Below are 24,088 nucleotides of genomic sequence, written 5' to 3' on the forward strand. Positions count from 1 at the left end.
TCAGGTCACGTCGTCGACGTTGGCCTTGCCCGAGTTGGCCGGCTCGACGTCGTAGTCCTCGTCCGGACGCCAGCCATCGGCGATGGCCTCCCGGTCCTTCTTGCGGTCGTGGATGCGCGCGATCTGCACGGCGACCTCGAACAGGACCGTCATGGCGCCAGCGAGGGCGAGCATGCCGATCGGGTCGGTGCCGGGCGTCGCGATCGCCGCGAACACGAACAGCGTGAAGATGAGCCCGCGGCGCCACTTCTTGAGGTTGCGGTACGGGAGCATGCCGATCCGGTTCAGCATGGTGATCAGCAGCGGCAGCTCGAAGCTCACGCCGAAGATCAGCAGCATCACCAGGACGAACGAGATGTACTCGTTGGCCACCAGTGTTGTCGCGAACTGGTCCCCACCGAAGCTGACCAGCACCTGGAGGCCCTTGGGGACCACGTAGTAGGCCAGGAGCGCGCCGCAGAGGAACAGGAACGAGGCAAGCACCACGAAGACGCGGGTGAACTTGCGCTCGTTGTCGTACAGGCCGGGAGTGATGAACGCCCAGATCTGGTAGAGCCAGAACGGGCTGGTGAAGACCGCGCCCGCGGCCAGACCCACCTTGAACTGGACGAGGAAAGCCTCGAACGGCTGGGTCTGGAGCAGCTGGCACTTGCCCGGCTCGAGCTCCACCCGGGGTGGGGATGACAGCTCGCAGTACGGACCCGTCATCAGGCTGCCGAGAGAAGGGACCGGGCCGACCCGCCACTGGAACCACAGGAACCCGAGGACGCAGCCGACGAACAGGGCGAGCAACGCCAAGCCCAGCCGGTGCTTCAGTTCGTACAGGTGATCCCGAAGGGTCATAGTGCCGTCGGGATTGTGCCGTCGGCTACGAAGCTTCTTCTTCTCGCGACGGCCGTCGTCCCGGCGGTGCGGTTTGCGCGCCACCGTCTAGGACCTGTTCTCTCAGCTTGCGTTCTTGTTCTGCTGCTCGACAGACTGCGGCGTGACGCCGTTCGTCTGCGGCGGCTGGGTCGGGGGAAGCTGCTGCTGCTGGATCGGCTGAGCGGCAGGCTTCTCTTCCTCGTCCGACTCGCCGCGCATGCCCTTGGTCTCTTCCTTGAAGGCCTTGGCGGACTTGCCGAGCGAACGCGCCATCTCGGGCAGCTTTCGCGCCCCGAAGAGCAGAATGATCACACCCGCGATGATCAGCAGCTCGGGCACACCCAGGTTACCCACGGTCTTCCTCCTGTCTCCCCCGGCTGTTCGATGGTACGTCAGCCGGAGCGTGCTTCACCCGTGCCCGGGTCTCTCTCATCGCCACCCGCAGGGCCGCGGACCGCGCCTTGAGAGTGCCGGTCTCGTGGGTGAAGTGGGCTCCGGTCGAGCCCGCGGCCCGGTTGAACCGCCGCACATGGCGGAGCACCCGGACCGACACCCAACAGAGCAACAACGACCCCACGACGACCGCGATCCAGGTCGGCAGGTACGACATCACGTTTTCTACCGTAGTGGGCGTGTGGTGGAAGTACGACGCCCGCGTCGTCACTTAACACAGATCACACATCGGCTGGTGACTGGCTTGTGCGGCTGAGTGGCGTGTGACCTGGGCGGAGATGGCCGGCTCCGGGTGCCGGGGGTGTCGAGGCAGGTCAGGGAGAGGTCAGGACGGCACTAGGACGGCGCCGCTGGGTGCGGTCGCGGTGGACGTCGGGATGCCTCGGGGTGGGTCGACACGCCCGGCGGGGGCTGCGGGCGGAGGGACGGGGCAGAGCGGTCCGACGACGCGGGGCCAGGCGGCTCCGCACCACGGCGGAGCGGCGGAACCGGACGAAGCGGGCCGGGCAGCGCGGCGAAGTTATGCAGAGCCGCAGCGAGCGACGCCGCGTGGAAGGTAAGGGCACAAAGCCTCCCGCGACCCGCCCGGCCGTGAACCTCACCGATAACGAGCCAACGCCCGCACCGCCCGCTCTCGCAACGCAGACACCAGATCCGCCGGTCCCTCGACCACCGCGTCGCCGCCCAGCCCGAGCAACAGCCGGACCATCCACGACAGGTCCGCGTACCGCATCCACACCCGCAGATGACCGCCGTCCAGTTCGGCTGATTCCTCCACCGGGTAGTACTCCGACACCCAGCGGGCGTCCGGGGACAGCACGAGCTGTGCCACCGGCTGGTCGGGCTGCGGGTGGAAGAGGCCTGCTGTCGTGTCGGTCTGTTCCGCATAGGGAGGCGGGGCCGCGGGCTCGTCCAGTTCTGTCACGTCGTCGATGCGGTCCATGCGGAACAGGCGGACGCCCTCCGCTCGGCGGCACCACGCTTCCAGGTAGCCGCGGCCCTCGACGATCAGCATGCGCATCGGGTCGACCGTGCGCTCCGTGATCTCGTCTTTGGACGCCGTGTAGTACGTCATCCGCAGAGCCCGGTTGCCGCGCAGTGCTTTCTGGACCACCTCGCGCGCCTTGGCCGTCGTCGCGCCTTCCCGGACGCCAAGGCCCACCGCCACGCCGGCCGGTTGGGCCTGGCCTGCCGCCGCCTCGATCTTGGCCACCGCTCTGCGGACCGCGTCCGCGTCGGCTACGCCCGGGGCGTCGAGCAGGGTGCGCAGGGCCACCAGCAGCGCCGTCGCTTCCGAGCCCGTGAGCCGCAGGGGGCGGCTCATGCCCGCGTCGAAGTTGACGGAGATCGTGTCGCCTTCGAAGGACAGGTCGATGAGGTCGCCCGGGCCGTAGCCCGGGAGACCGCACATCCACAGCAGTTCCAGGTCCTTGCGCAGCTGTTTGGCGCTGACCCCGAAGTCGTTCGCCGCCTCGTCGACGGCGATGCCCGGACGGGCGATGAGGTACGGCACCAGCGCGAGCAGCCTCGGCAGCCGGTCGGTCGAGGTGTTCACGTCGCCTCCGCCACGGCGAGCAGCCGTTCGTGCACTGCCTTGCGCAGCACGTCCGGTTCCAGCACCACCGCGTCCTGGCCGTAGCCCGCGATCCAGCTCGCCGCCGAGTCGGTGTGCAGCACCTCCAGCTCGACCAGGTCGCCCTGCTCGCCGTCCAGTTCGCGCTCCCCCACCACGGTCGCGCGCCTGCGCAGTCCCGCCGCGCGGTGTTTCGCCAGCCACAGCTGCACGGTCGACGTCTCCGGTGGCTCGTTGCTGGAACTGGCCACGAACTTCAGCAGGTCTACCTCCTCCGGGCGGCGGACCGTGCCGGGCCTGCCCACCAACCGCACGTCACCGACGATGCGGGACAGGCGGAAGCACCGGGGCGCGTGGCGGTCGCGGTCGTGCCCGACCACGTACCAGCGGCCACGCCACGACACCACGCCCCACGGCTCCAGCGTGCGGCCGCGCAGTTCGGCGGGTGACGGCCTGCGGTAGTCGAAGCTGACCGCCTGCCCGGTCTGCACGGCGGCCAGCAGCGGACCGAACGCGGGCTCGGTCGTGCGCACCTTCGGCTCCACCACCGCGGGCACACCCTGGTCGACGTCCACACCCGCGGCCCGCAGCTTCAGCAACGCGCCGTGCGCGGCTCCGGTCAGTTCCGGGGAGTCCCACAGGCGGACGGCCAGCGCGACGGCCGCCGCCTCGTCCGGTTCCAGCTCGATGTCGCCGAGCTCGTAGTCGCGCCGTGCGATGCGGTAGCCGTCGACCCTGTCGAACGACCAGTTGCGCCCGGTCTCGAGCGGGATGCCCAGCTCCCGTAACTCGGTTTTGTCGCGCTCGAACATGCGGAAGAACGCCTCGTCATTGGGCGCGTCTTTGTAGCCGGGGACAATCTTGCGAATGCTCTCGGCGGGCAGGTACTGGCGTGTGGACAGCAGGCACAGCACCAGGTTCACGAGTCTTTCTGCGCGGACGACGGACACGTTTCGAACTCTAGCCCGACTGGGCGAGGGGAGTCCCGTTGGCGCGCCAGGGTGTTCGTGCGAACGGTCCATTGACTCGGTCAAGAAGCAAAATCGACTGGTATGACCACTTGACCTCTAGTCTCTGACCAGGTAGTTCTTGAGCATGGCGCTCCAACCCGTTGCCCGGCGCTCGGTGCCGGACGAAGTGTTCGACCAGATTCTCGACGACGTGGTCAGTGGTGAGTTCACCCCCGGCGAGGCGCTGCCGAGCGAGCGAAGACTCGCCGAGGTCCTCGGTGTCTCCCGGCCCGCGGTCAGGGAGGCGCTGCAACGGGTCGCCCAGGCCGGGCTGGTCGAGGTGCGGCAGGGCGATTCGACGACCGTGCGGGACTACCGCAGGCACGCGAGCCTCGACCTGCTCCCCCGCCTGCTCCTCCCCCGCGGCGAACTGGACCCGTCCGTCGCGCGCAGCATCCTCGAGGCCCGCCTGCTCATCGGTCCCCGGGTCGCGCGGCTCGCGGCCGAACGCGCCGGTGCACGGCTCGAGGCGCGGCTGCTGACGGCCGTCGCCGCGATCGAGGCCGACCCGGACCCGGTGGCACGGCAGCGGCACGCGCTCGTGTTCTGGGACCACATCGTCGACGGCGCGGACTCGATCGTGTTCCGGCTGATGTTCAACAGCCTCCGCGCCGCCTACGAACCGGCGCTCGGCGCGCTCGCCACGCTCATGGCCAACGAGGTCGACCAGGTCGACGTGTACCGCGCGCTCGCGGGCCGGATCACCGGCGGCGACGCCGACGGGGCGGACCGTGCCGCGCACGACCTGCTCGCACCGGCGACGGACGCCCTGCTCACCGCCATCCGACAACTCGAGGAGCTCCCGTGACGGACATGGACCGGCTCGCGAAGCAACGCCTCGCAGCGGACGAGGCGGCGCTCACCGCCGCCAAGCGCCGCCCGGTCGGCATCGGCGACGCGGCGAGGGCGTTCTGGCGCCACCCGTCCCCCTGGCTGATCGCCACGCTCCTGGTGTGCGCCGCCACCGCGCGTGGCCTGGTCGGCGACTGGCGGCTGTCGGACCTGTGGACACCGCTGGTCATGCTCGCGGTCTTCCCGTTCTTCGAGTGGGCCGTGCACGTCTGCGTCCTGCACTGGCGGCCCCGGCACGTAGGCCGGATCACCATCGACCCGCTGCTGTCCCGCAAGCACCGCGCCCACCACGTCGACCCGCGTGACACGCCGCTCGTGTTCATCCCGTGGCAGGTGCAGCTGTGGCTGGTGCCGCTGATCGCGGCGATCGGGCTGCTCGCCTTCCCCCGCGCGGGCCTCGGGCTCACCTTCATGACCGTCGTCGGACTGCTGGGGCTCGGCTACGAGTGGACCCACTACCTGATCCACAGCGACTACCGGCCCAAGTCGCGCGTCTACCGCGCCATCTGGCGCAACCACCGCCTGCACCACTACAAGAACGAGCACTACTGGTTCACCGTCACCAGCTCGGGCACGGCCGACCGCGTGCTCGGCACCTACCCGGACGCGACGACGGTAACGACCTCCCCCACCGTGCGTGACCTGCACGCCCGGGAGGCGGGCGCCTAGCTCAGCTCGGTCAGCTCTTCTGTCAGCAGTGACTCCTGCTCCTTGTTCAGGCCGTTGCCCTTCAGGCCGTGGCCGAGCACGAGCATGCTCCGCACGACCACCTCGTCGCGCATGTTCGCAGGCAGGTCGGCCAGTGGCCCGTTGAGCAGTGTGGCGAGGCCGTGCACCATCGCCCACGCGGTGAACTCCGTGATCGGCCTGCGGTCCGGCGTGAGGTAGCCGACCGCGACCAGGTCGTCCAGCGCGCTGACCAGCAGCTGGTACGGGCTCGTCTCGGTGCGTTCGAACGGCGGCGGCGACTGGCTCGACGCGGACGCGGACGCGAACACGGTGTGGAACAGGCCGGGCTCCTCCTGGGCGAACGTGAGGTAGCCGCGGCCGAACGCGCCGAAGCGGGCCAGCGCGTGGCGCACCGCGTCGCCCTCGGTCGCCGGGCGGTCGGCGACCGCCTTGGTCATCGCCGTCGTCAGCTCCTCGAGCGCGCGTTCCTTCGCCGCGGTCAGCAGTTCCTCATGACCGGCGAAGTGGCGGTACGCCGCGGTCGGCGTCACGCCGACCTCCCTGGCCGCCGCCCTGATGGTCACGGACGCGGGCCCACCCTTCGCCGCGAGCTCCGCGGCCGCCGCGACCAGGGCGTTCCGCAGGTCGCCATGGTGGTAGCCGCGCTTGCTCGACGCTGAGTCGTCCATGCAGGCAATGTTGACAGCAGTAAACATCCATGGCAAGTTAACACCCGACAAGTTTACGGTCGCACACATTCGGGTGAAGCAAGGGGAACGCCATGTTCGGACGGATCGGGCGGTTCGCCGCATCCCATGCGAAGGGGGTGCTGCTGGTCACCGCGCTGCTCGCGGTCGCCGCCGCCGCCCTGGGGGTCACCGCGTTCGGCAAGCTCCAGACAGAGGGGTTCGACGACCCGAACTCGGAGTCGAGCCAGGCGAAGGCGCTGATCGAGAGCCAGTTCGGCGGCGAGAACGACGTCGTGTTCCTGTTCTCGTCCGACACCGGCTCGGTCGACGACCCGGCCGCGATGAACGCCGCGGCCGACCTGGCCGACCGCCTCGCCACCGACCCCGGAATCACCGGTTTCACCTCGTACTTCACGACGAAGGCGCCGCCGATGATCTCGGCGGACGGCCAGTACGCGATCGGCGCCGCGCGGCTCACCGACGAGGGCCACGTCAAGGACCTGCGGGCCGAGTACAGCGACGGCAACGGCCCGATCAACGTCCAGGTGGGTGGTGCGGACGCGATCGGCGTCGACATCAGCGGCCAGGTCGCGAAGGACCTGGCTCTGGCCGAGGCGATCGCGGTGCCGATCATCCTGGTGCTGCTGGTCGTGGTGTTCGGCAGCGTGATCGCGGCGCTGCTGCCGCTGGCGATCGGCACGATTGCCGTGTTCGGCACGTTCGCACTGCTCGCGGTCCTCGGCTCGGTCACCGACGTGTCCGTGTTCGCGATCAACCTGACCACCGCGCTCGGGCTCGGGCTCGCCATCGACTACGCCCTGCTGATGGTGTCCCGGTTCCGCGAGGAGCTGGCGAAGGGCAAGGACACGCCGGAGGCGGTGGTCAACACCGTGGAGACGGCGGGCCGGACGATCGTGTTCAGCGCGCTGACCGTGGCGGTCGCACTCGGTGCGCTGGCGCTGTTCCCGCTGTACTTCCTGCGGTCCTTCGCCTACGCGGGCATGGGCGTGGTGATCATCGCGATGGTGAGCGCGCTGTTCGCACTCCCGGCGATGCTCGCGCTGCTGGGCGAGCGGGTGAACTCGCTGCGCCTGCCGTGGGCGAAGCGGACGCCGACGTCGGTGTCCGCGCTGTGGGCGAAGGTCGCGGGGGCCGCGCTGAAGCGCCCGGTGCTGATGGGCGCGCCGGTGGTGCTCCTGCTGGTGCTGGCCGCGGTGCCGCTGCTGAAGGTGGAGTTCGGCACGCCGGACGACCGGGTGCTGACCGGCTCGGTGGAGACACGGGCGGTCGGCGACGTGCTGCGCGCGGACTTCCCCGGCGACGAGGCGAAGGCCATCCAGCTGGTGACCAGGCACCCGGCGGGGACGACGATCGTCGGCGACTACGCGCTGGAGCTGTCGCGCCTGGCAGGCGTGGAGTCGGTGACGAGCAGCGTCGGCACCTACGCGGACGGGCGCGCGGTGGGCCCTGGCAACGCGGACTTCGCGGCGAAGGACCTGCACCAGCGCATGACGGTTCTGACCGAGTACGACTCGCACTCGACCGAGGGGCAGGCACTCGCGGAGCAGGTGCGCGACATGCCGTCGCGCGGCATGGAGGTGCTGGCGGGCGGTTCGGCGGCCCGGCTCGTGGACAGCAAGGACGCGATCGCGGACAAGCTGCCGCTGGCGGCGGGCATCATCGCGGTGAGCACGTTCATCCTGCTGTTCCTGTTCTCCGGCAGCGTGCTGCAGCCACTGCGCGCCCTGCTGTTCAACGTCATCGGCCTGTCGGCGACGATCGGCCTGATGGTGATGATCTTCCAGGAAGGCTGGCTGGCGTCCTGGCTGGGCTTCACACCGCTACCGCTCGACACGAGCATGCTGGTGCTGCTGTTCTGCGTGGTGTTCGGCCTGTCGATGGACTACGAGGTGTTCGTGCTGAGCCGCATCAAGGAGATGCGTGACCAGGGCGCGGACCTGGGCGAGTCGGTGAAGCAGGGCCTGTCGCGCACAGGCAGGCTGGTGACGATGGCCGCGGTGCTGCTGGCGGTGAGCCTCCTCGCCTTCGGCACGAGTGGGGTCAGCTTCGTCCAGATGTTCGGCATCGGCAGCGGCCTGGCGATCCTCGTCGACGCGACGCTCATCCGGGGCGTGCTGGTGCCGGTCGGCATGCGTGCGCTCGGCAAGGCGGCGTGGTGGTCGCCACCGTTCATGCGGAAGATCCACGACCGCATCGGCCTGCGCGAACACGAACCGGTCTAAGGAGCCAGCGCGGCGCCCAGGGTCTGCGGACTCTGGGCGCCGAGCTGTTCGAGCCAGGCGGTGTCGTGGACGGTGACCGCCCGGTGCGAGTCGCGGCTGAGCCACCCCGCGTCCTGTGCCCGGCTCAGGATCGCGGCCGGCAGTGCGCCTGCGAGGTGCTCACGACGTTCCGTCCAGTCGAGGCATTCCCGGAGCAGCGCTCGCCGCGGCCGCTGGACCTCGATCCCGAGCGAGGCGAAGGTGGCCCACCCGCGCTCGGTGACCGCGAGCCCGTCCCGGTCGCTGATCAGGCCGTCGCCGACGAGCCCGTCCCGCAACGCGACGCCCAGTCGCCCGGCGAGATGGTCGTAGCAGGTGCGGGCGTGGGCCAGTCGACGAGCACGCACGCTTTGCCTGAGCCCACGCGGCGGCTCGGGCCCGGCGAGGTTGGCGAGCCGCTCGATGACGTCGGCGACCTGCGGGCCTGACAGGCGAACGTAGCGGTGGCGGCCTTGCTTGAGAGTGCGGACAAACCCGGCGTCGTGGAGGACGCGGACGTGCTCACTGGCGGTGGAGGTGGCGATGCGGGCGGCGTGCGCCAGCTCGCTGACGGTCCAGGCCCGCCCGTCGATGAGCGCCATACACATCGTCGCGCGGCTCTCATCAGCGAGAACGGCAGCGACTGAGGCAACCGACATGGTGTCGATGGTAGGCAGCCGACGCGTCGGCGACGGCCGAAGTGTGGGGCGCAAGCACATCAATCAACCACCAAGGGGTTGGCGACGATCCATGCCAACCCCCAGCCACACCTCTTCCCGGCGGCCCAGTCCTGGCCCGGACCGGACCCGCTCACAGAGAAGCGATCAACCGCTCCACACGCTCGTCCACCGCACGGAACGGGTCCTTGCACAGCACCGTCCGCTGTGCCTGGTCGTTCAGCTTGAGGTGCACCCAGTCCACCGTGAAGTCGCGGCCGGCCTGTTGAGCGGCGGCGATGAAGTCGCCGCGTAGCTTCGCCCGGGTGGTCTGTGGCGGGGTGTCCTTGGCGGCCTCGATCTCGCCGTCATCGGTCACGCGCGCCACGAGGTCCTTGCGCTGCAACAGGTCGAAGATGCCGCGGCCACGGCGGATGTCGTGGTACGCCAGGTCGAGTTGGGCGATGCGCGGGGAGGACAGCTCCATGCCGTGCTTGGCCTGGTAGCGCTCGACCAGCCGGTGTTTGATGGCCCAGTCGATCTCGCGGTCGATGCGGGACAGGTCCTGGGCCTCGACCGCGTCGAGGGTGCGGCCCCACAGTTCGATGACGCGGTCGGCTATCGGGTCCGGGCCGCGCTTCTCGACGTGCTCCTTCGCGCGGGAGAAGTACTCGCGCTGGATGTCCAGGGCCGATGCCTCGCGGCCGCCTGCCAGGCGGACCAGGCGGCGACCGGTGAGGTCGTGGCTGATCTCGCGGATGGCGCGGATCGGGTTGTCCAGGCTGAAGTCCCGGAACTGGACGCCGTCCTCGATCATCTCCAGGACCAGGTTCGCGCTGCCGACCTTCAGCAGCGTGGTGGCCTCGGCCATGTTCGAGTCGCCCACGATGACGTGGAGCCTGCGGTAGCGCTCGGCGTCCGCGTGGGGTTCGTCACGGGTGTTGATGATCGGGCGGGACCTCGTCGTCGCCGAGGACACGCCTTCCCAGATGTGTTCCGCGCGCTGCGACAGGCAGTACACGGCGCCACGCGGGGTCTGCAGGACCTTGCCCGCGCCGCAGATCAGCTGGCGCGTGACCAGGAACGGCAGGAGCACGTCCGCGATCCGCGAGAACTCACCCGCGCGGGTGACCAGATAGTTCTCGTGGCAGCCGTACGAGTTGCCCGCCGAGTCGGTGTTGTTCTTGAACAGGAAGATGTCGCCGCCGATGCCCTCGTCCGCCAGCCGCCGCTCGGCGTCGACGAGCAGGTCCTCGAGGATCCGCTCACCCGCCTTGTCGTGCGTGACCAGCTGTACCAGGTCGTCGCACTCCGCGGTGGCGTACTCGGGGTGCGAGCCGACATCGAGGTAGAGACGCGAGCCGTTGCGCAGGAACACGTTCGAGGAACGTCCCCAGGACACCACTCGCCGAAACAGGTACCGCGCGACCTCATCCGGGCTCAGCCTGCGCTGTCCGTGGAAGGTACAGGTCACGCCGAACTCGGTTTCGATGCCGAAGATCCGCCGCTGCATCCCTTCAGCCTAGGCGCTTCCCGGCCGGAGATCTCCTGGCCGCTCCGAGGTGAGATGAACGCGTCATCGAATAACTCCTCATCAGGCCTCGTCGGATCCGGTCGGCTCCGACTCGGTGGGTTCTTCCGGCTGCTCCGCCGACTCGGATGATTCGGACGGCAGCAGGGCGGTGAGCGCGGCACCCTCGATGCGGCGGAACGCCCGCTTGGGGCGGCCCCGGTCGAGGACCGCGACCTCGAGCTTGCCGATGCCGTTGTCGCCGTTGGTGACCCCGGCGGACAGCGCCGCGACCGCGAACGCGAGCGCGGCCTCCAACGACATGTCCTCCTCGTAGGTCTCCTTCATCTTGTTCGAGATCGGCTCCGTCTGACCGCCCATGACCAGGTACGACGGCTCGTCCACGATCGAACCGTCGTAGGTCAGGCGGTACAGCTGGTCGCCTGCCGCGGTCGCCCCGACCTCGGCAACGCACAGCTCCACCTCGAACGGCTTGAGCTGGTCGGAGAACACCGAGGCCAGGGTCTGGGCGTACACGTTGGCGAGCTGGCGCGCCGACACGTCCCGCGGGTCGTTCGCGAGGCCCCACAGGTCGACGTGGCGGATGCCACCCCTGCGCAGGCCGTCGTACTCGCTGTAGCGGCCGGTGGCGGCGAAGCCGATCCGGTCGTAGATCTCGGAGACCTTGTGCAGCGTCGCCGACGGATTCTCGGCGACGAACAGCACGCCGCCCGAGTACTTGAGCGCCACCACACTGCGGCCCCGGGCGATGCCCTTGCGGGCATACTCCGAGCGGTCCCGCATCAACTGCTCGGGTGAGGCGTACAGCGGCATCGTCACGGTGGGGGCTCCTCGTCTCTCTTGTCTCGGGTCGGCCGCGTCAGCCGCGCGGCTGGCTGGTCCGCTCGGCCACGACGGCCTCGGCGACCGCGGCCGCCTCTTCCTCGGGCACCGGGACCGCGCCCTCGGCCGCCGTGATGGTCACGATGCTCGGGTAGATCTTGCGTGCCAGGTCGGGGCCGCCGGTCGCCGAGTCGTCGTCGGCGGCGTCGTAGAGCGCCTCGACCGCGTTGTGGATCGCGGTGTCCTTGTCGCTGTCCGGGTCCCACAGCTTCTTGAGCGCCGAGCGCGCGAACAGCGAACCGGAACCCACGCCGTGGAAGCCCGCCCGCTCCTCGTACCGGCCGCCGACCACGTCGAACGACACGATCCGCCCCGCGGTGTCCGGGTCGGGCGCGTCGACGTCGAAGCCGACGAACAGCGGCAGCACGGCGAGGCCCGCCATGGCGCCGTCGAGGTTGCCGCGGACCAGCGCCGCGAGCTTGTTCGTCTTGCCGTCCAGGGACAGCGGGACGCCCTCGATCTTCTCGTAGTGCGACAGCTCCACCTGGTAGACGCGGACCATCTCCAGCGCGAGCCCCGCCGTGCCCGCGATGCCCACCGCGGAGTAGGAGTCGGTCACGACGACCTTGTCCATGTTGCGGTGGGAGATGAGGTTGCCCGACGTGGCACGCCGGTCACCGGCGATCAGCACGCCGCCCTTGAACGTGATCGCGACGATCGTGGTGCCGTGCGGCGGCTGCTGGGCCAGGTCCGCCGCGTTCCGCACGCGTACCGGCTCCTCGATGCCCAGGCCGGAGGTCCCCGGCAGCAGGTGCGGAGCCTGCACACGCAGGAAGTCGATGAACGAGGACGTCTCGGCGGTCATGTAGGCAGCCGGGAGCGCGGCGCCCGGCATGGCGCGGGATGAGGTGTTTTCCATGCCTCTTTCTGTCCTGTCGGCGGGGAGGAGGACGGTGCGGGAACTACCCCGCTACTCGCCGCCCTTTTGCACGTACGCGCGGACGAAGTCTTCGGCGTTCTCCTCGAGCACGTCGTCGATCTCGTCCAGGATGGTGTCGACGTCCTCGCCGAGCTTCTCCCTGCGTTCCTGGCCGGCAGGGGCCGCGCCGTCGACGTCTTCGTCGCCGTCACCGCCGCCTTGCCGCTGAGTCTGTTCCTGAGCCATCTCGCCTCCCGGTATCGGGACTGGTTGCCGTCAAGATTACCGACCGGCACTGACATTTTCGCGGACCATCCGGCTGATGATCAGGTTCGCTGTACGCGAACTGTGCTCGATGGCTCGCTCCGCATGCTCCGCTCCCGGCTATTTCCGCGTGGTTCCGGTGAGCGCGTCGACCAGTTCCTCCGCGGTCGCGGACGCCTCGATGAGCTCGCCGACGTGCGACTTGGTGCCCCGGAGCGGCTCCAGCGTCGGGATCCGCACCAGCGACTCCCTGCCGAGATCGAAGATCACCGAGTCCCACGACGCCGCCGCGATCGCGTTCGGGTAGCGCTCGAGGCAGCGGCCGCGGAAGAACGCCCTGGTGTCGTGCGGCGGCGTGGTGATGGCCGCCTGGACCTCCTCCTCGGTGACGAGCCGCTTCATCGACCCCCGGGTGACGAGCCGGTTGTACAGGCCCTTGGCCAGCCGGACGTCGGAATACTGCAGGTCGACGAGGTGCAGGCGGGGCGAGTTCCAGTTGAGGCCGTCGCGGGCGCGGAAGCCCTCGAGCAGCCGGAGCTTGGCCGGCCAGTCGAGCCGGTCGGCGCACTCCATGGGGTCGCGGCCGAGCGCGTCGAGGATGTCGCCCCACGTCTGCAGGACGTTCATCGACACCTCGTCCTGCTCGGTGCGCTCGATGTTCTGCGTGATCATCTCGTGGTAGGCGGCCTGGATGTCGAGACCCGTGAACTTGCGCCCGTTGGCCAGTTCGACGGTCGCCTTCAACGTGGGATCGTGACTCAGCGTGTGCACCGCGCGGACCGGGTCCGCGAGCTTCAAAGCGTCGAAACGGACTCCAGCCTCGATCAAGTCGAGCACCAGCGCCGTTGTACCGACCTTCAAGTACGTGGACGTTTCGGCCAGGTTCGCGTCGCCGATGATGACGTGCAGACGGCGGTACTTGTCCGCGTCGGCGTGCGGCTCGTCGCGCGTGTTGATGATGCCGCGCTTCAGCGTGGTCTCCAGGCCGACCTCGACCTCGATGTAGTCGGCGCGCTGGGAAAGCTGGAAGCCGGCCTCCTCCCCCGCCGCGCCGACGCCGACGCGGCCCGACCCGACCACGACCTGCCGCGAGGCGAAGAACGGCGTGAGGCCCGCGATGACGGCCGTGAACGGGGTGTTGCGGGCCATCAGGTAGTTCTCGTGGGTGCCGTAGCTCGCGCCCTTGCCGTCCACGTTGTTCTTGTACAGCTGCAGCCGCGGCTGGCCGGGCACGGTGGCGGCCCGCATGGCCGCCTCCTCCATGACCCGTTCGCCCGCCTTGTCCCAGATGACGGCGTCGCGGGCGTTGGTGACCTCGGGCGCGGAGTACTCCGGGTGCGCGTGGTCGACGTAGAGGCGGGCGCCGTTGGTGAGGATGACGTTGGCCGCGCCGAGGTCCTCGACCTCGGGGTCGGTCGGCGGCATGCCGGGTGCGCCGAGGTCGAAGCCCCTGGCGTCACGCAAGGGGGACTCGACCTCGTAGTCCCAGCGGGCCCGGCGGGCGCGGGGGATGTCCGCGGCGGCCGCGTAGGCGAGTACGACCTGGGTGGAGGTCAGTACCGGGTTGGCGGCGGCATCCCCTGGCACGGCGATGCCGTATTCGACCTCGGTACCCATGATCCTGCGCATGTCACCAGCCTACGGGGACGTACTCACTCCGCGTCGACAGCCACGCATTCGGTGCGGCCGCTGGTGAGGTGGAACCGCACGCCGTCAGGCCTGTCGGGCCGGTCCGGCTGGGCCCAGAAGCTGATGTGGACCGTGAACGTCGTTCCGCTCGCGCGCGACCGCAGCTCCAGGTCGACCTCCCGATGACCCCTGCTGTCGACGCCCTCCTCGCGTGTGACGACCTCCCAGACCGGCACGGCGTCGACGAGCCGGTCGGCGGTCGGGCCGAGGTCGTCGTCGCTGGTCGCCTCCGCGAGGACCACGTCGTACTGGGACCACCTGGCGCCACTGCGCTCACCCGCGGCACAGCCCGAGTACGTGCGCGGCTCCTCCTCCGCGACGTACCTGCCCTCCTTCGGGCGAAGCCGCAGGTCACGAGTGATGCCGGCGAGTGTCTCCTCGACCTCGTCGAGCATCTCGCCGAGCCGTTCGCCCTGCGTGCCGGTCGGCTCCGGCACCGACACGGCGGGCAGGTCCATCTCGGCGCGCCGGTAGCCGGTGCAGTCCTTCTCCACCATCATCCGCGCGGTGCCGTCCCGCACGACGACGTCGACGGTCTCGCCGAACTGGTGGTGGTTGACCATGACGAGCGTGCCGTCCTCGGCGCGTTCCGGCTGCCAGCCGAGCTTCGCCCCGGCCGCCCGCACGGCCTCCGGCGACCCGTCGAAACGTGCCTCCAGGCGCCAGCGGTGGTCGTCCGGCGGGTCGGCGAGCGGGTCGGTGTTGCACGTCTCACCCGTGAACGTCGCGTCCACGTCCGGGTCGACGGCCGTCAGCAGCGCCAGAACGCCCTGCTGGACGTGCTCCGGCACGTCGATCGGCTTCTCTTCCTCGGTACAACCCGCGAGTGCTGTGACCGCGAGCATCGCCATGACCAGTGATTTCCCCCTGCGCACCGGGGGATCCAATCACGCCCAGGCGAGATCCGAGCGGTGTTTCCAGTAGTCGGCGGGCGCCTCGGCGAGCTCGGGCAGCGCCGCGTGCGGCACCGACTCCGCCGCGAGGTTGCTCGCGAGCTGGTGGGTGCCCGCCGCGCCGGACAACACGGTGTCGGCCCACGGCTGTGCCAGCACGGCGGCCAGTGCGACCGCGTCCGGGCCCACGTCCAGGGACTTCGCCAGCGCGGCCACCGGTTCCGGCGGTTCGACCGCGAGCCTGCCGTTGGCCAGCGCCTCCTTGACGAGCACGTGCGCGCCCGCGGCGTGCGCCTCGGCGAGGGCGGGGCCCGCGGAGGGCTCCAGGAGGTTCCAGGTCGACTGTACCGCGGTGAAGACGGGCTTCCCGTGGCGTTCCAGCGCCAGCGCCCTGCGCACCACGGACGCCTGCTCGGGGCCGGACGTCGAGAAGCCGACCCGCACCGGCAAGGCCGCCAGCGCGTCCTGCAGCGCCAGGTCGTCGAACAGCGGGCTGTCCGGGGTCAGCGAGTGCACCTGGTACAGCGCGAGCCGGTCGCCGAGCAGGGCGGTGCTCTCCGTCCACTGCGTGCGGAACCGGTCGAGCGTGTGGGACTTCTCCTCGTGCACGGCCGCGTCGAGCCGCCAGCCACCCACGTAGGCGTAGCCCCACTTGCTGGACACCGTCACACCGGACGGCGCCCTGGAGTCCAGCCAGCCCGCCAGGAACTCCTCAGCCAGCCCGTAGGAGCGGGCCACGTCCACCCAGCGGACACCGGCGGCGTACGCGGCGTCCAGCACCGCCCACGACGCGTCCCGCATGGCCGCCACAGAACGAGAAGGCGGCAGCTCGGACCGGCCGACGTTGATGTACGCCGGCCGGCCGAGTGCCGCCAATCCCAGTCCGAGCCGCACCTACAGGTACTGCCCCGTGTTCGTCGCCGTGTCGATCGCCCGACCCGACTCCTGGTTCTTCCCCGTGACGAGGGTGCGGATGTACACGATCCGCTCCCCCTTCTTGCCGGAGATACGCGCCCAGTCGTCCGGGTTCGTGGTGTTCGGCAGGTCCTCGTTCTCCGCGAACTCGTCAACGATCGCGTCCAGCAGGTGCTGCACGCGCAGGCCGGGCTGCTTGGTCTCCAGCACCGACTTGATCGCCGCCTTCTTCGCCCGGTCCACGATGTTCTGGATCATCGCGCCCGAGTTGAAGTCACGGAAGTACAGGACCTCCTTGTCCCCGTTGGCGTACGTGACCTCGAGGAACCGGTTCTCCTCCGTCTCCTCGTACATGCGCTCGACGGTGTGCTGGATCATCGCGTCGATCGTGGCCTTCGGGTCCCCGCCGAACTCGGCGAGGTCCTCGGCGTGGATCGGCAGGTTCCGCGTCAGGTACTTCGTGAAGATGTCCCGCGCGGCTTCCGCGTCCGGCCGCTCGATCTTGATCTTGACGTCCAGCCGGCCTGGCCGCAGGATCGCCGGGTCGATCATGTCCTCGCGGTTGGAGGCACCGATCACGATGACGTTCTCGAGGCCCTCGACACCGTCGATCTCGCTGAGCAGCTGCGGCACGATCGTGGTCTCGACGTCCGAGGAGACACCGCTGCCGCGGGTCCGGAAGATCGAGTCCATCTCGTCGAAGAACACGATGACCGGTGTGCCCTCCGATGCCTTCTCCCGCGCCCGCTGGAAGATCAGGCGGATGTGCCGCTCGGTCTCACCGACGAACTTGTTGAGCAGCTCAGGGCCCTTGATGTTGAGGAAGTACGACTTGGCCTCGTGCGCCTTGCCGTCACCCCGCGCCGCCGCCACCTGCTTGGCCAGCGAGTTCGCCACCGCCTTCGCGATGAGCGTCTTGCCGCAGCCGGGCGGACCGTAGAGCAGGACGCCCTTCGGCGGCCGCAGCTCGTACTCGCGGAACAGGTCCGCGTGCAGGAACGGCAGCTCCACCGCGTCGCGGATCTGTTCGATCTGCCGGAACAGGCCACCGATGTCCTCGTAGCGGACGTCCGGCACCTCCTCCAGCACCAGGTCCTCGACCTCGGCCTTCGGCACCCGCTCGTAGGCGTAGCCCGACTTCGAGTCCACCAGCAGCGAGTCACCCGGCTTCAGGGGGGCGTCCCGCAACGGGTCGGCGAGCCAGACCACGCGCTCCTCGTCGGCGTGCCCGACCACGAGCGCGCGCATCGGCGGCGAGTCGTCCGCCTCCGCGAGCAGTTCCCGCAGTGTGGACACCTCGCCGATGCGCTCGAACGAGCCTGCCTCGACGATGGTGAGCGCCTCGTTCAGCCGCACGGACTGCCCTCGGCGCAGGTCACCCACCTCGACCGCGGGTGAGCAGGCCACCCGCATCTTCCGGCCTGCCGTGAACACGTCCACGGTGCCGTCCTCGTGTCCCTGCAGGAACACGCCATAGCCGCTGGGCGGCTGCGCGAGGCGGTCGACCTCCTCCCGGAGCGCGAGGAGCTGACTCCTCGCCTCCCGTAGGGTCTCGACCAGCTTGGAGTTACGCTCAGTCAACTGGCTGACCCGCTCCGACGCCTCGGCGAGCCGCTGCTCAAGCAGGCGGGCATGCCGAGGCGAGTCCGTCAGTTTCCGGCGCAGCAGCGCTACTTCCTCTTCGAGGAACCGGATCTGGGCAGCTTCCGACGGTTCGTGCCCAGAAGCCGCCTCCGGTCCAGCGCCGTGCTCGTCAGCCTCCTCTGGCCGACCACCGGGACGATCGTGCTGCATGTCGGCACCTCCTCCCGAAATTCTTCCTACCCCCACGGTACCGGTGTAGACCGACAAAGTAAGACCATCCACATCTCGGAACCGTCGCGTAGCACCGTGGAAACGGTCACCGTCGGAAGTGGATTAGGCCATCTCGGCGCATAGCGGCACCACCCACCCGCTACGGTGCGTCAGGTAGTCGTCCGATGATGGAGCCGTCGGCGGCAACTCGGAGACTTGGCGATGGGGTCGCCACGGAAAAGGGAGATACACGCGATGTCGCAACCGCCGCAGCAGCCGGGGCAATGGGGCGGGCAGCCCGGGTGGGGACAGCAGCCCGGCCCAGGTCAGCAGCCTGGCGGCTACCCGCAGCAGGGTGGTTACCCACAGCAGGGCGGATATCCGCAGCAGGGCGGCTACCCCCAGTCCGGGCCGCAGCCGCAGCAGCAGAACCCGTACGGGCAACAGCCGCAATTCGGACAGCAGCAGCCCTACGGTCAACAGGGTGGCTACGGTTACCCGCCGCAGAAGAAGAGCCCCATGCCGTGGATCCTCGCCGGTGGCGGCGTGGTCGTGGTGGCCGTCGTGGTGGTGCTCATCATCGTCCTCACCGGTGGCGGCGGCTCCAGCAGTCCTCAAGAGCTGGCCGACTCGGCCGTCAGCGCGGTGAACGGCGAGGACTACGACGCCCTCGCCGACCTGACCTGCGCCGCGAACAAGGAAGACGTCAAGCAGAACGTCGACCCCGGTGAGATCGACCCGGCGCTCAAGGACGTCAAGGTCGAGTACACCTTGGGTGAGGTGCAGGAAAACGGTGACTCGGCGACCGCCGACGTCTCGATGAAGCTCACCAACCTGCCCGAGGAGTACGCCAGCGCGATGCCGGAGAGCATCTCCGCGACCTTGAACATGAAGAAGGACGGCGGGGACTGGTGCATCACCGGCCTCGACATGGGCGGCGCGGACGGCTGACGTAACGAAATGATCAAGCGGCCGTCGTCCGGGCGTGTCCCGGCGGCGGCCGCTGTCTTGGGTCTTGCTTACGATGGGCACCGTCGACGGAATTGTCGGGAACGGACGGCGCGCCGGCTCCGTCTCTAGTGCAGCACGTGCGTGAGGAGTTCGGGGCCGAAGATGACGTATCCACCGCAACAGCCGGGCCAGCAGGGCCAGCCGGGCCAGTACGGCCAGTCGTCCTACCAGGGTCTCGGCAGCTACTCCGGTGGTGGTCAGGGCGGGCCGGCCGGGCCGGGCGGGCGGAACACCGGCAAGATCATCGCGATCGTCGTGATCGCGGTCCTGGTGCTCGGCGGCGGCGGTGTCGCGACCTACTTCCTCACCAGGGACAGCGGGAGTTCGAGCAACGACGCGTCCTCCGATCGGACCAACCGCGACAACTCGAACAACACGGGCAGCGACCAGACCCCGTCCGACGACGCGTCATCGGATCGTGACCAGGATCAAGAGTCCGACGAGTCTGACGCGAGCAACACTCCGGACGACGTGCGCGATGACTACATGGCCGCATACGAGAACAAGGACTTCGCCGACGTGGTCGACAGCGCCTGCCGGGCGTACAAGACCAAGTTCGGCACCGACACCTCGGAGCTGGAGACCAAGCTCGAGGGCTATGACATCTCCGCGTCGCCGGACGGGGAAGCGGAGATCGACAGCGAACACCCGGACACCGCCACCGCGAAGATCGACCTGACGCTCGTCGGCGACGGTCAGACGCAGGAGCCGAAGATCCTCATCAAGATCGTGCAGGAGAGCGGCGAGTGGCGGTTCTGCGGCGAAGGCACCGCCTGACCATCTGTACCCGACCATCGGAGCCCAGTAATGACGTACCCGCCGCAGCCGGGACAGCCCGACCCGTACGGCCAGCAGAACCCGTACGGCCAGCAAGGACAGCCCGGCCAGGGTCAGCCGGGACAGTACGGTCAGCAGCCGGGCCAGCCGGGCCAGCCGGGCCAGCCGGGCCAGCCGGGACAATACGGTCAGCCGGGTCAGCAAGGTCAGCCGGGCCAGTACGGCCAGCAGCCCCAGCAGCAGGGCGGACAGTACGGTCAGTACGGCCAGACCAGCCAGTTCGGCACGGACCCCTACGGCCAGCAGCAGCAGTACGGCGGCCAGCCCGGCTACCCGGGCGGTGAGCCGCCGAAGAGCAAGCGCGGCATGATCATCGCGATCGTCGTGGCCGCGGTGCTGCTGATCGGCGGCGGCCTCACCGCGTTCCTCCTGCTCAACAAGGACGACGAGGGCGGCGGGAACGCGACGCAGAACACCGAGAGCACGCAGACGGACGAGCCGTCCGAGGAGCCCACCGCCGAGGAGCCCACGTCCGAGGACGCGCCCACCTCCGAGGAGGAGCCGAGCGGCGGCGACGAGGCCGAGCTGACCGCGACCGCCCAGGAGTACGCGGACGCGGTCAACAACTCCGACGAGGCCGCGGCGACCGCGCTGACCTGCGCGAAGACCGGCGGGGGCACGATGTACGACACCCTCGCGGGCCAGGCGACCGCAGAGGTCGGCAAGGTCACCACGATCAGCGAGGGCCTGGCCACCGTCGACATGACCGTGGCGGGTGCCTCCGGGCAGGCGATCCCGCTGCCGTTCGAGTACAAGGACGGAGCCTGGTGTGTCACGATCTGACGAGGACCCGAAGGAGTCCCCGGCAGAGACTGAGACAGCGACCACCGGGACAACGACCACCGGGACAACGACAGAACCCGCGCCCGCGGGGCGGAACAAGGTTCTGCTCGCGTCCGTGGCCGCGGTGGTCGTGCTCGTCGTGGCCGGTGTCGTCGTCTACCTGCTGACCAGGGACGACTCACCCGAGAACGCGGCAGAGGGCGGGGACGTCCCGACCATCACCGGCTCGGCCGCACCGACGACCCCGGGCGACACCACGGGCGCCTCCGTGGCGCCGCCTGCCACCGCGACCGGGGCGACCGGAGCGCCGGGAACCCCGGCGGAGGCCGACGCGGCCGGGACGGTCGCCGAGCAGGCCGCGGCGGCGATCTCCACCGCCGACATCGACGCGCTCAACAAGATGTCGTGCGACCCGTCCAACCCCGCGACGGAGGAAACCTTCCCCGCCGACGCGAGGGCCAAGGTCGTGGGTGAGCCCAAGATCAACGGCGACACGGCGACCATCGACCTCGAGCTGACCATCGCGAACAGTGAGCCCGCCGTCGTGCCCATGCCGCTGACCAAGAAAGACGGGCGCTGGTGCATCCCGTCCTGACGAGCTGCCCATAACAACACTGCCGCCGGTCCTGGCCCTGGGGTCAGGACCGGCGGCAGTGTTGGTCAGGGCTGGCGACAGTGTTTGTCAGGGCTGGCGCCCCCGGCGCTGCGGTCTCGGCGTCACCACACCGTCGGCGAGCCTGCGGGCCGTCAGCAGGAACGCCGTGTGCGCCTGCATCCGGTGTTCCGGCCGCACCGCCAGTCCGACCACGTGCCATGGCCGCATGAGCGTCTCCCACGCCTCCGGCTCGGTCCAGCACTGCTGCTCACGCAGGGCCTCGGTGACCCGCGACAGCTGCGTCGTCGTCGCCACGTACACCACGAGCACACCGCCCGGGATGAGGTTCGCCGCCACCGTCGGCAGCACCTCCTCCGGCGAGAGCATGTCCAGGATGACGCGGTCGACCTCCCCCTCGTGGGTGGCCAGGTCACGCACGCGCAGGTCCCAGTTCTTGGGTTCCTCGCCGAAGAACGAGGTCACGTTGCGGACGGCGTGCACGGCGTGGTCGTCCCGTACCTCGTACGAGATCACGTGCCCCTCCGGGCCCACCGCACGCAGCAGCGAGCAGGTGAGCGCACCGGATCCCGCGCCTGCCTCCAGCACGCGGGCGCCGGGGAAGATGTCGCCCCACATCACGATCTGCCCGCTGTCCTTCGGGTAGATCACCTGCGCGCCACGCGGCATCGAGAGCACGTAGTCGGCCAGGCGCGGCCGCAGGGCCAGGTAGCCGGTGCCACCCACCGAGGTGACCACCGAGCCCTCCGGCCGACCGATGAGGTCGTCGTGGGCCACCGCCCCACGGTGGGTGTGGTACTGCTCGCCCTCCGCGAGCACGAGCGTGTAATGCCGTCCCTTCGGATCGGTGAGCTGTACCCGGTCGCCCACCCGAAACGGCCCGCTCGCCCTGACCTCCGTCACCCGAATCCCGCTCCATCTCGTTCCCGCGTGTTACCAACCGCGAGATAGTCGCAGAGACCCGCGACGGTCCGTTGTCGGGGACCGCTACTACCCTGGCGAGCGCCCACGCAGCCGGTGATCATCAGGGGAGATCATGACGTACCCACCGCAGCAGCCCGGCCCGTACGGTCCACAGGACCCGTACGGTCAGCAGAACCCGTACGGCCAGCAACCCCAGTACGGGCAGCAACCGCAGTACGGGCAGCAACCGCAGCAGTGGGGTCAGCAGCCGGAGTGGGGCCAGCAGCCCGGCTTCCCGGCCGGCCCACCGCCGAAGAAGTCGAAGACCGGGCTGATCGTCACGCTGGTGATCGTGGGCGTGCTGGTGCTGGGTGGTGGCGGTGTCGCCGCGTTCCTGCTGCTCAAGGACGACGGCGGCGGCGGGGGCGGGAGCGAGGCGAGCCCGCGCGCGGCGGCGGACTCGTTCGTCAAGGAGCTGGGTACCGCGGTCAGCATGAGCCCGGCGGACGCGACCCTGGACAAGGTCAAGCCGCTGATGTGCGCCGACGACTACGACGAGCTGAACAGCGAGCTGCAGGACGCGAAGAAGGAAGGCGACGCGAAAGAGAAGCCGGACAAGACGACCTTCGCCGTCTCCAACTTCAAGGAGGAGGGCGAGGGCGCCACGTTCGACATGACGCAGAAGCGCGGCGACGACGAGCGCGACCCGATGAAGATGGACGTCAAGAAGGAGGACGGTCACTTCGTCGTCTGCGGCCTCTACCAGCGGGACAGCCCCGGCGGCAGCGAGGGCACGGACAGCACGTCGAGCGGCAGCGAGGACGGACCGGCCAACACCGGCTCGATCCCGAACCCGATCCCGAAGTCGAGCAACTAGTAGCGGTGGCGCGGGGTCAGGCTGGCCCGCAGGTCGTCCCTGTGCAGGACACCGGCCGGCCTGCCCTCCGCGTCGACCACCAGGAACTGCCACGCCGCTGTCTCCTGGACGCGCTCGGCGATGTCCTCGCCCGGATCCGAGTCCAGGAGCACCGACTCGGGCCGGATCGGCTCGGCCGCCTGTTCGGCGGGCGCCATCGGGGACCGTTCCGCCAGGCGTTCGGCGGCGACCGGGTCCAGCAGGCCCGCCGCGACCCCGTCGGCGCGCACCAGCACCACGCCTCGGCCCGCGGCGGCACTGAGCGCGTCGGCCACCGGGCTCTCGGCCGGTAGCTGGAGGATCGGGCGGACGAGGTCGGCGAGCGCGAGCCCGTCCGGCCAGGTCCTGCGCTGGTCGGCGGCGAGCTCACCCCGCGCCCCGGACACCACGAACCACGCGGTGAGCGCACATACGCCCAAGCGCAGCCAGCGGTCCGGGCTCTCGTTGGCGAGCCCCCACAGGGCCCACAGCATCAGCAGGCCGGCGACGAGCCAGCCGCCGACGACCGCGGCGCGGGTGCCGATCCCCCGATCCCCCGACACGGCCCAGACACCCGCGCGGAGCAGGCGGCCGCCGTCCAGCGGAAGGCCGGGGAGGATGTTGAACACGGCGACGGCCACGTTGGCGACCGCGCACTCGAGCACCAGCAGCCAGACCGGTCCCTCGGCGGGCATGAACAGCAGCACCAGACCGCAGAGCCCGGCGAGGACCGCGGACACAGCGGGGCCCGCGGCCGCGATCAGGCCTTCCTGGGACGGTTTGCGCGGCGTCCTGCTGATCTCGGCGAGCCCGCCGAGCAGGAACAGCCGGAGCCTGCGGACCGGGATGCCCAGGTGCAGGGCGACGACGCAGTGCCCCAGCTCGTGGGCGAGCACGGAAGCGCCGAGGAGTACGGCGAACGCCGCCGCGAGCGAGATCGACACGACCGCGTCCGCGTTCGGCAGGAAGCGCTCGACCAGCGGCGCGTAGAGCACGATGATCGCGACCGACCCGACCCACCACGACGGGGACAGGAGCACGGGCACGCCACGGAACCGGAAGAGCACCAGGCCCGGATCGCGCTCCGCCCAGTCCGGTCCGTTGGTCATGCGAAGCAGGGTATGCGGAATCGTGTGGGAAAGCCGTGTGAGGGACATACCTGGTACACCTCCGCCGGGATTGTCGGTGGTAC

At 69.7% G+C, this 24,088-nt stretch carries 25 protein-coding genes; 8 read left to right on the forward strand and 17 right to left on the reverse strand.

Annotated features, from left to right (window positions below; genetic code table 11):
- The 5 genes from tatC to FHR82_RS09385 all read right to left on the reverse strand — a co-directional run bounded on the left by tatC (position 1) and on the right by FHR82_RS09385 (position 3,840).
- Entirely contained in the window at positions 1-843 is an 843-nt protein-coding gene (tatC, locus tag FHR82_RS09365; RefSeq protein ID WP_184809877.1) for a twin-arginine translocase subunit TatC, read from the reverse strand.
- A gap of 102 nt (positions 844-945) precedes the next feature.
- Positions 946-1,218: a Sec-independent protein translocase subunit TatA gene (gene tatA, locus FHR82_RS09370; protein ID WP_184809878.1), complete on the reverse strand. Its 273-nt coding sequence runs from the start codon at positions 1,216-1,218 to the stop codon at positions 946-948.
- Entirely contained in the window at positions 1,211-1,474 is a 264-nt protein-coding gene (locus tag FHR82_RS47940; protein WP_225944237.1) for a bacteriophage holin, read from the reverse strand. The genes tatA and FHR82_RS47940 overlap by 8 nt, the downstream gene beginning before the upstream one ends.
- 441 nt (positions 1,475-1,915) lie before the next feature.
- The gene (locus FHR82_RS09380; protein ID WP_184809880.1) at positions 1,916-2,872 is read right to left on the reverse strand and encodes a helix-turn-helix transcriptional regulator; all 957 of its coding nucleotides are present in this window, start codon (positions 2,870-2,872) and stop codon (positions 1,916-1,918) included.
- Complete coding sequence (locus tag FHR82_RS09385; RefSeq protein ID WP_184809881.1) at positions 2,869-3,840, reverse strand: helix-turn-helix transcriptional regulator; 972 nt, start codon at positions 3,838-3,840, stop codon at positions 2,869-2,871. The genes FHR82_RS09380 and FHR82_RS09385 overlap by 4 nt, the downstream gene beginning before the upstream one ends.
- Positions 3,841-3,985: 145 nt before the next feature.
- Between FHR82_RS09385 and FHR82_RS09390 the strand changes: the two genes are divergently transcribed.
- Positions 3,986-4,708 (forward strand): FadR/GntR family transcriptional regulator, encoded by a 723-nt coding sequence (locus FHR82_RS09390; protein ID WP_184809882.1) that lies wholly within the window; start codon positions 3,986-3,988, stop codon positions 4,706-4,708.
- A gap of 5 nt (positions 4,709-4,713) precedes the next feature.
- Positions 4,714-5,421 (forward strand): sterol desaturase family protein, encoded by a 708-nt coding sequence (locus FHR82_RS09395; RefSeq protein WP_184810450.1) that lies wholly within the window; start codon positions 4,714-4,716, stop codon positions 5,419-5,421.
- Here FHR82_RS09395 and FHR82_RS09400 read toward each other — a convergent pair.
- Positions 5,418-6,110: a TetR/AcrR family transcriptional regulator gene (locus FHR82_RS09400; RefSeq protein WP_184809883.1), complete on the reverse strand. Its 693-nt coding sequence runs from the start codon at positions 6,108-6,110 to the stop codon at positions 5,418-5,420. The two genes, FHR82_RS09395 and FHR82_RS09400, sit on opposite strands and share 4 nt — an antisense overlap.
- Before the next feature lie 92 nt (positions 6,111-6,202).
- Here FHR82_RS09400 and FHR82_RS09405 point away from each other — a divergent pair, with 92 nt between their 5' ends.
- Positions 6,203-8,353 (forward strand): MMPL family transporter, encoded by a 2,151-nt coding sequence (locus FHR82_RS09405; protein ID WP_184809884.1) that lies wholly within the window; start codon positions 6,203-6,205, stop codon positions 8,351-8,353.
- Here FHR82_RS09405 and FHR82_RS09410 read toward each other — a convergent pair.
- The 9 genes from FHR82_RS09410 to arc form a co-directional block, all read right to left on the reverse strand.
- Positions 8,350-9,039, reverse strand: coding sequence for an ArsR/SmtB family transcription factor (locus tag FHR82_RS09410; protein ID WP_184810451.1), 690 nt, complete (start codon positions 9,037-9,039; stop codon positions 8,350-8,352). The genes FHR82_RS09405 and FHR82_RS09410 overlap by 4 nt on opposite strands.
- A 142-nt stretch (positions 9,040-9,181) precedes the next feature.
- The gene (gene pafA / locus FHR82_RS09415; protein ID WP_184809885.1) at positions 9,182-10,540 is read right to left on the reverse strand and encodes a Pup--protein ligase; all 1,359 of its coding nucleotides are present in this window, start codon (positions 10,538-10,540) and stop codon (positions 9,182-9,184) included.
- Positions 10,541-10,621: 81 nt separating this feature from the next.
- A complete protein-coding gene (gene prcA, locus FHR82_RS09420) occupies positions 10,622-11,377 on the reverse strand; it encodes a proteasome subunit alpha (protein WP_184809886.1) in 756 nt (251 codons plus the stop codon).
- Positions 11,378-11,417: 40 nt separating this feature from the next.
- Positions 11,418-12,299, reverse strand: a complete 882-nt coding sequence (prcB, locus tag FHR82_RS09425) for a proteasome subunit beta (protein WP_184809887.1) — start codon at positions 12,297-12,299, stop codon at positions 11,418-11,420.
- A 51-nt stretch (positions 12,300-12,350) separates the two neighbouring features.
- Positions 12,351-12,545, reverse strand: a complete 195-nt coding sequence (locus tag FHR82_RS09430; RefSeq protein ID WP_184809888.1) for a ubiquitin-like protein Pup — start codon at positions 12,543-12,545, stop codon at positions 12,351-12,353.
- A 138-nt stretch (positions 12,546-12,683) separates the two neighbouring features.
- Positions 12,684-14,192: a depupylase/deamidase Dop gene (dop, locus tag FHR82_RS09435; protein WP_184809889.1), complete on the reverse strand. Its 1,509-nt coding sequence runs from the start codon at positions 14,190-14,192 to the stop codon at positions 12,684-12,686.
- Between the two features lie 23 nt (positions 14,193-14,215).
- A complete protein-coding gene (locus FHR82_RS09440) occupies positions 14,216-15,127 on the reverse strand; it encodes a hypothetical protein (protein WP_184809890.1) in 912 nt (303 codons plus the stop codon).
- 12 nt (positions 15,128-15,139) lie between these two features.
- Positions 15,140-16,039 (reverse strand): aldo/keto reductase, encoded by a 900-nt coding sequence (locus FHR82_RS09445; protein WP_311770982.1) that lies wholly within the window; start codon positions 16,037-16,039, stop codon positions 15,140-15,142.
- Positions 16,040-17,854, reverse strand: coding sequence for a proteasome ATPase (gene arc, locus FHR82_RS09450; RefSeq protein ID WP_184809891.1), 1,815 nt, complete (start codon positions 17,852-17,854; stop codon positions 16,040-16,042).
- Positions 17,855-18,109: 255 nt separating this feature from the next.
- On the opposite strand from arc, the gene FHR82_RS09455 reads away from it, so the two are divergent.
- The 4 genes from FHR82_RS09455 to FHR82_RS09470 all read left to right on the forward strand — a co-directional run bounded on the left by FHR82_RS09455 (position 18,110) and on the right by FHR82_RS09470 (position 21,080).
- The gene (locus FHR82_RS09455) at positions 18,110-18,805 is read left to right on the forward strand and encodes an Rv0361 family membrane protein (protein ID WP_184809892.1); all 696 of its coding nucleotides are present in this window, start codon (positions 18,110-18,112) and stop codon (positions 18,803-18,805) included.
- A gap of 162 nt (positions 18,806-18,967) precedes the next feature.
- On the forward strand, positions 18,968-19,642 hold the full coding sequence (locus FHR82_RS09460) for a hypothetical protein (RefSeq protein ID WP_184809893.1): 675 nt from the start codon (positions 18,968-18,970) through the stop codon (positions 19,640-19,642).
- A gap of 30 nt (positions 19,643-19,672) precedes the next feature.
- Entirely contained in the window at positions 19,673-20,485 is an 813-nt protein-coding gene (locus tag FHR82_RS09465) for a flagellar basal body-associated FliL family protein (RefSeq protein ID WP_184809894.1), read from the forward strand.
- 115 nt (positions 20,486-20,600) lie between these two features.
- Positions 20,601-21,080, forward strand: a complete 480-nt coding sequence (locus FHR82_RS09470; protein WP_184809895.1) for a hypothetical protein — start codon at positions 20,601-20,603, stop codon at positions 21,078-21,080.
- 87 nt (positions 21,081-21,167) lie between these two features.
- On the opposite strand, the gene FHR82_RS09475 is transcribed toward FHR82_RS09470, so the two are convergent.
- Positions 21,168-22,001: a tRNA (adenine-N1)-methyltransferase gene (locus tag FHR82_RS09475; RefSeq protein WP_184809896.1), complete on the reverse strand. Its 834-nt coding sequence runs from the start codon at positions 21,999-22,001 to the stop codon at positions 21,168-21,170.
- Positions 22,002-22,134: 133 nt separating this feature from the next.
- Here FHR82_RS09475 and FHR82_RS09480 point away from each other — a divergent pair, with 133 nt between their 5' ends.
- Positions 22,135-22,878: an Rv0361 family membrane protein gene (locus FHR82_RS09480; protein ID WP_184809897.1), complete on the forward strand. Its 744-nt coding sequence runs from the start codon at positions 22,135-22,137 to the stop codon at positions 22,876-22,878.
- Here FHR82_RS09480 and FHR82_RS09485 read toward each other — a convergent pair.
- Positions 22,875-24,005, reverse strand: coding sequence for a M50 family metallopeptidase (locus tag FHR82_RS09485; protein ID WP_184809898.1), 1,131 nt, complete (start codon positions 24,003-24,005; stop codon positions 22,875-22,877). The two genes, FHR82_RS09480 and FHR82_RS09485, sit on opposite strands and share 4 nt — an antisense overlap.
- Positions 24,006-24,088: the final 83 nt, after the last annotated feature.

The organism is Actinophytocola algeriensis, assembly GCF_014203735.1.
GTDB classification, from domain to species: Bacteria; Actinomycetota; Actinomycetes; order Mycobacteriales; family Pseudonocardiaceae; genus Actinophytocola; species Actinophytocola algeriensis.

Bases quoted from the DNA above. Each gene is read 5' to 3' on its own strand.
- tatC (WP_184809877.1), bottom strand. From the start codon at position 843: ATGACCCTTCGGGATCACCTGTACGAACTGAAGCACCGGCTGGGCTTG.
- FHR82_RS47940 (WP_225944237.1), bottom strand. From the start codon at position 1,474: ATGTCGTACCTGCCGACCTGGATCGCGGTCGTCGTGGGGTCGTTGTTG.
- FHR82_RS09390 (WP_184809882.1), top strand. From the start codon at position 3,986: ATGGCGCTCCAACCCGTTGCCCGGCGCTCGGTGCCGGACGAAGTGTTC.
- FHR82_RS09395 (WP_184810450.1), top strand. From the start codon at position 4,714: ATGGACCGGCTCGCGAAGCAACGCCTCGCAGCGGACGAGGCGGCGCTC.
- FHR82_RS09400 (WP_184809883.1), bottom strand. From the start codon at position 6,110: ATGGACGACTCAGCGTCGAGCAAGCGCGGCTACCACCATGGCGACCTG.
- FHR82_RS09405 (WP_184809884.1), top strand. From the start codon at position 6,203: ATGTTCGGACGGATCGGGCGGTTCGCCGCATCCCATGCGAAGGGGGTG.
- pafA (WP_184809885.1), bottom strand. From the start codon at position 10,540: ATGCAGCGGCGGATCTTCGGCATCGAAACCGAGTTCGGCGTGACCTGT.
- prcB (WP_184809887.1), bottom strand. From the start codon at position 12,299: ATGGAAAACACCTCATCCCGCGCCATGCCGGGCGCCGCGCTCCCGGCT.
- FHR82_RS09430 (WP_184809888.1), bottom strand. From the start codon at position 12,545: ATGGCTCAGGAACAGACTCAGCGGCAAGGCGGCGGTGACGGCGACGAA.
- dop (WP_184809889.1), bottom strand. From the start codon at position 14,192: ATGCGCAGGATCATGGGTACCGAGGTCGAATACGGCATCGCCGTGCCA.
- arc (WP_184809891.1), bottom strand. From the start codon at position 17,854: ATGCAGCACGATCGTCCCGGTGGTCGGCCAGAGGAGGCTGACGAGCAC.
- FHR82_RS09455 (WP_184809892.1), top strand. From the start codon at position 18,110: ATGTCGCAACCGCCGCAGCAGCCGGGGCAATGGGGCGGGCAGCCCGGG.
- FHR82_RS09460 (WP_184809893.1), top strand. From the start codon at position 18,968: ATGACGTATCCACCGCAACAGCCGGGCCAGCAGGGCCAGCCGGGCCAG.
- FHR82_RS09465 (WP_184809894.1), top strand. From the start codon at position 19,673: ATGACGTACCCGCCGCAGCCGGGACAGCCCGACCCGTACGGCCAGCAG.
- FHR82_RS09480 (WP_184809897.1), top strand. From the start codon at position 22,135: ATGACGTACCCACCGCAGCAGCCCGGCCCGTACGGTCCACAGGACCCG.
- FHR82_RS09485 (WP_184809898.1), bottom strand. From the start codon at position 24,005: ATGACCAACGGACCGGACTGGGCGGAGCGCGATCCGGGCCTGGTGCTC.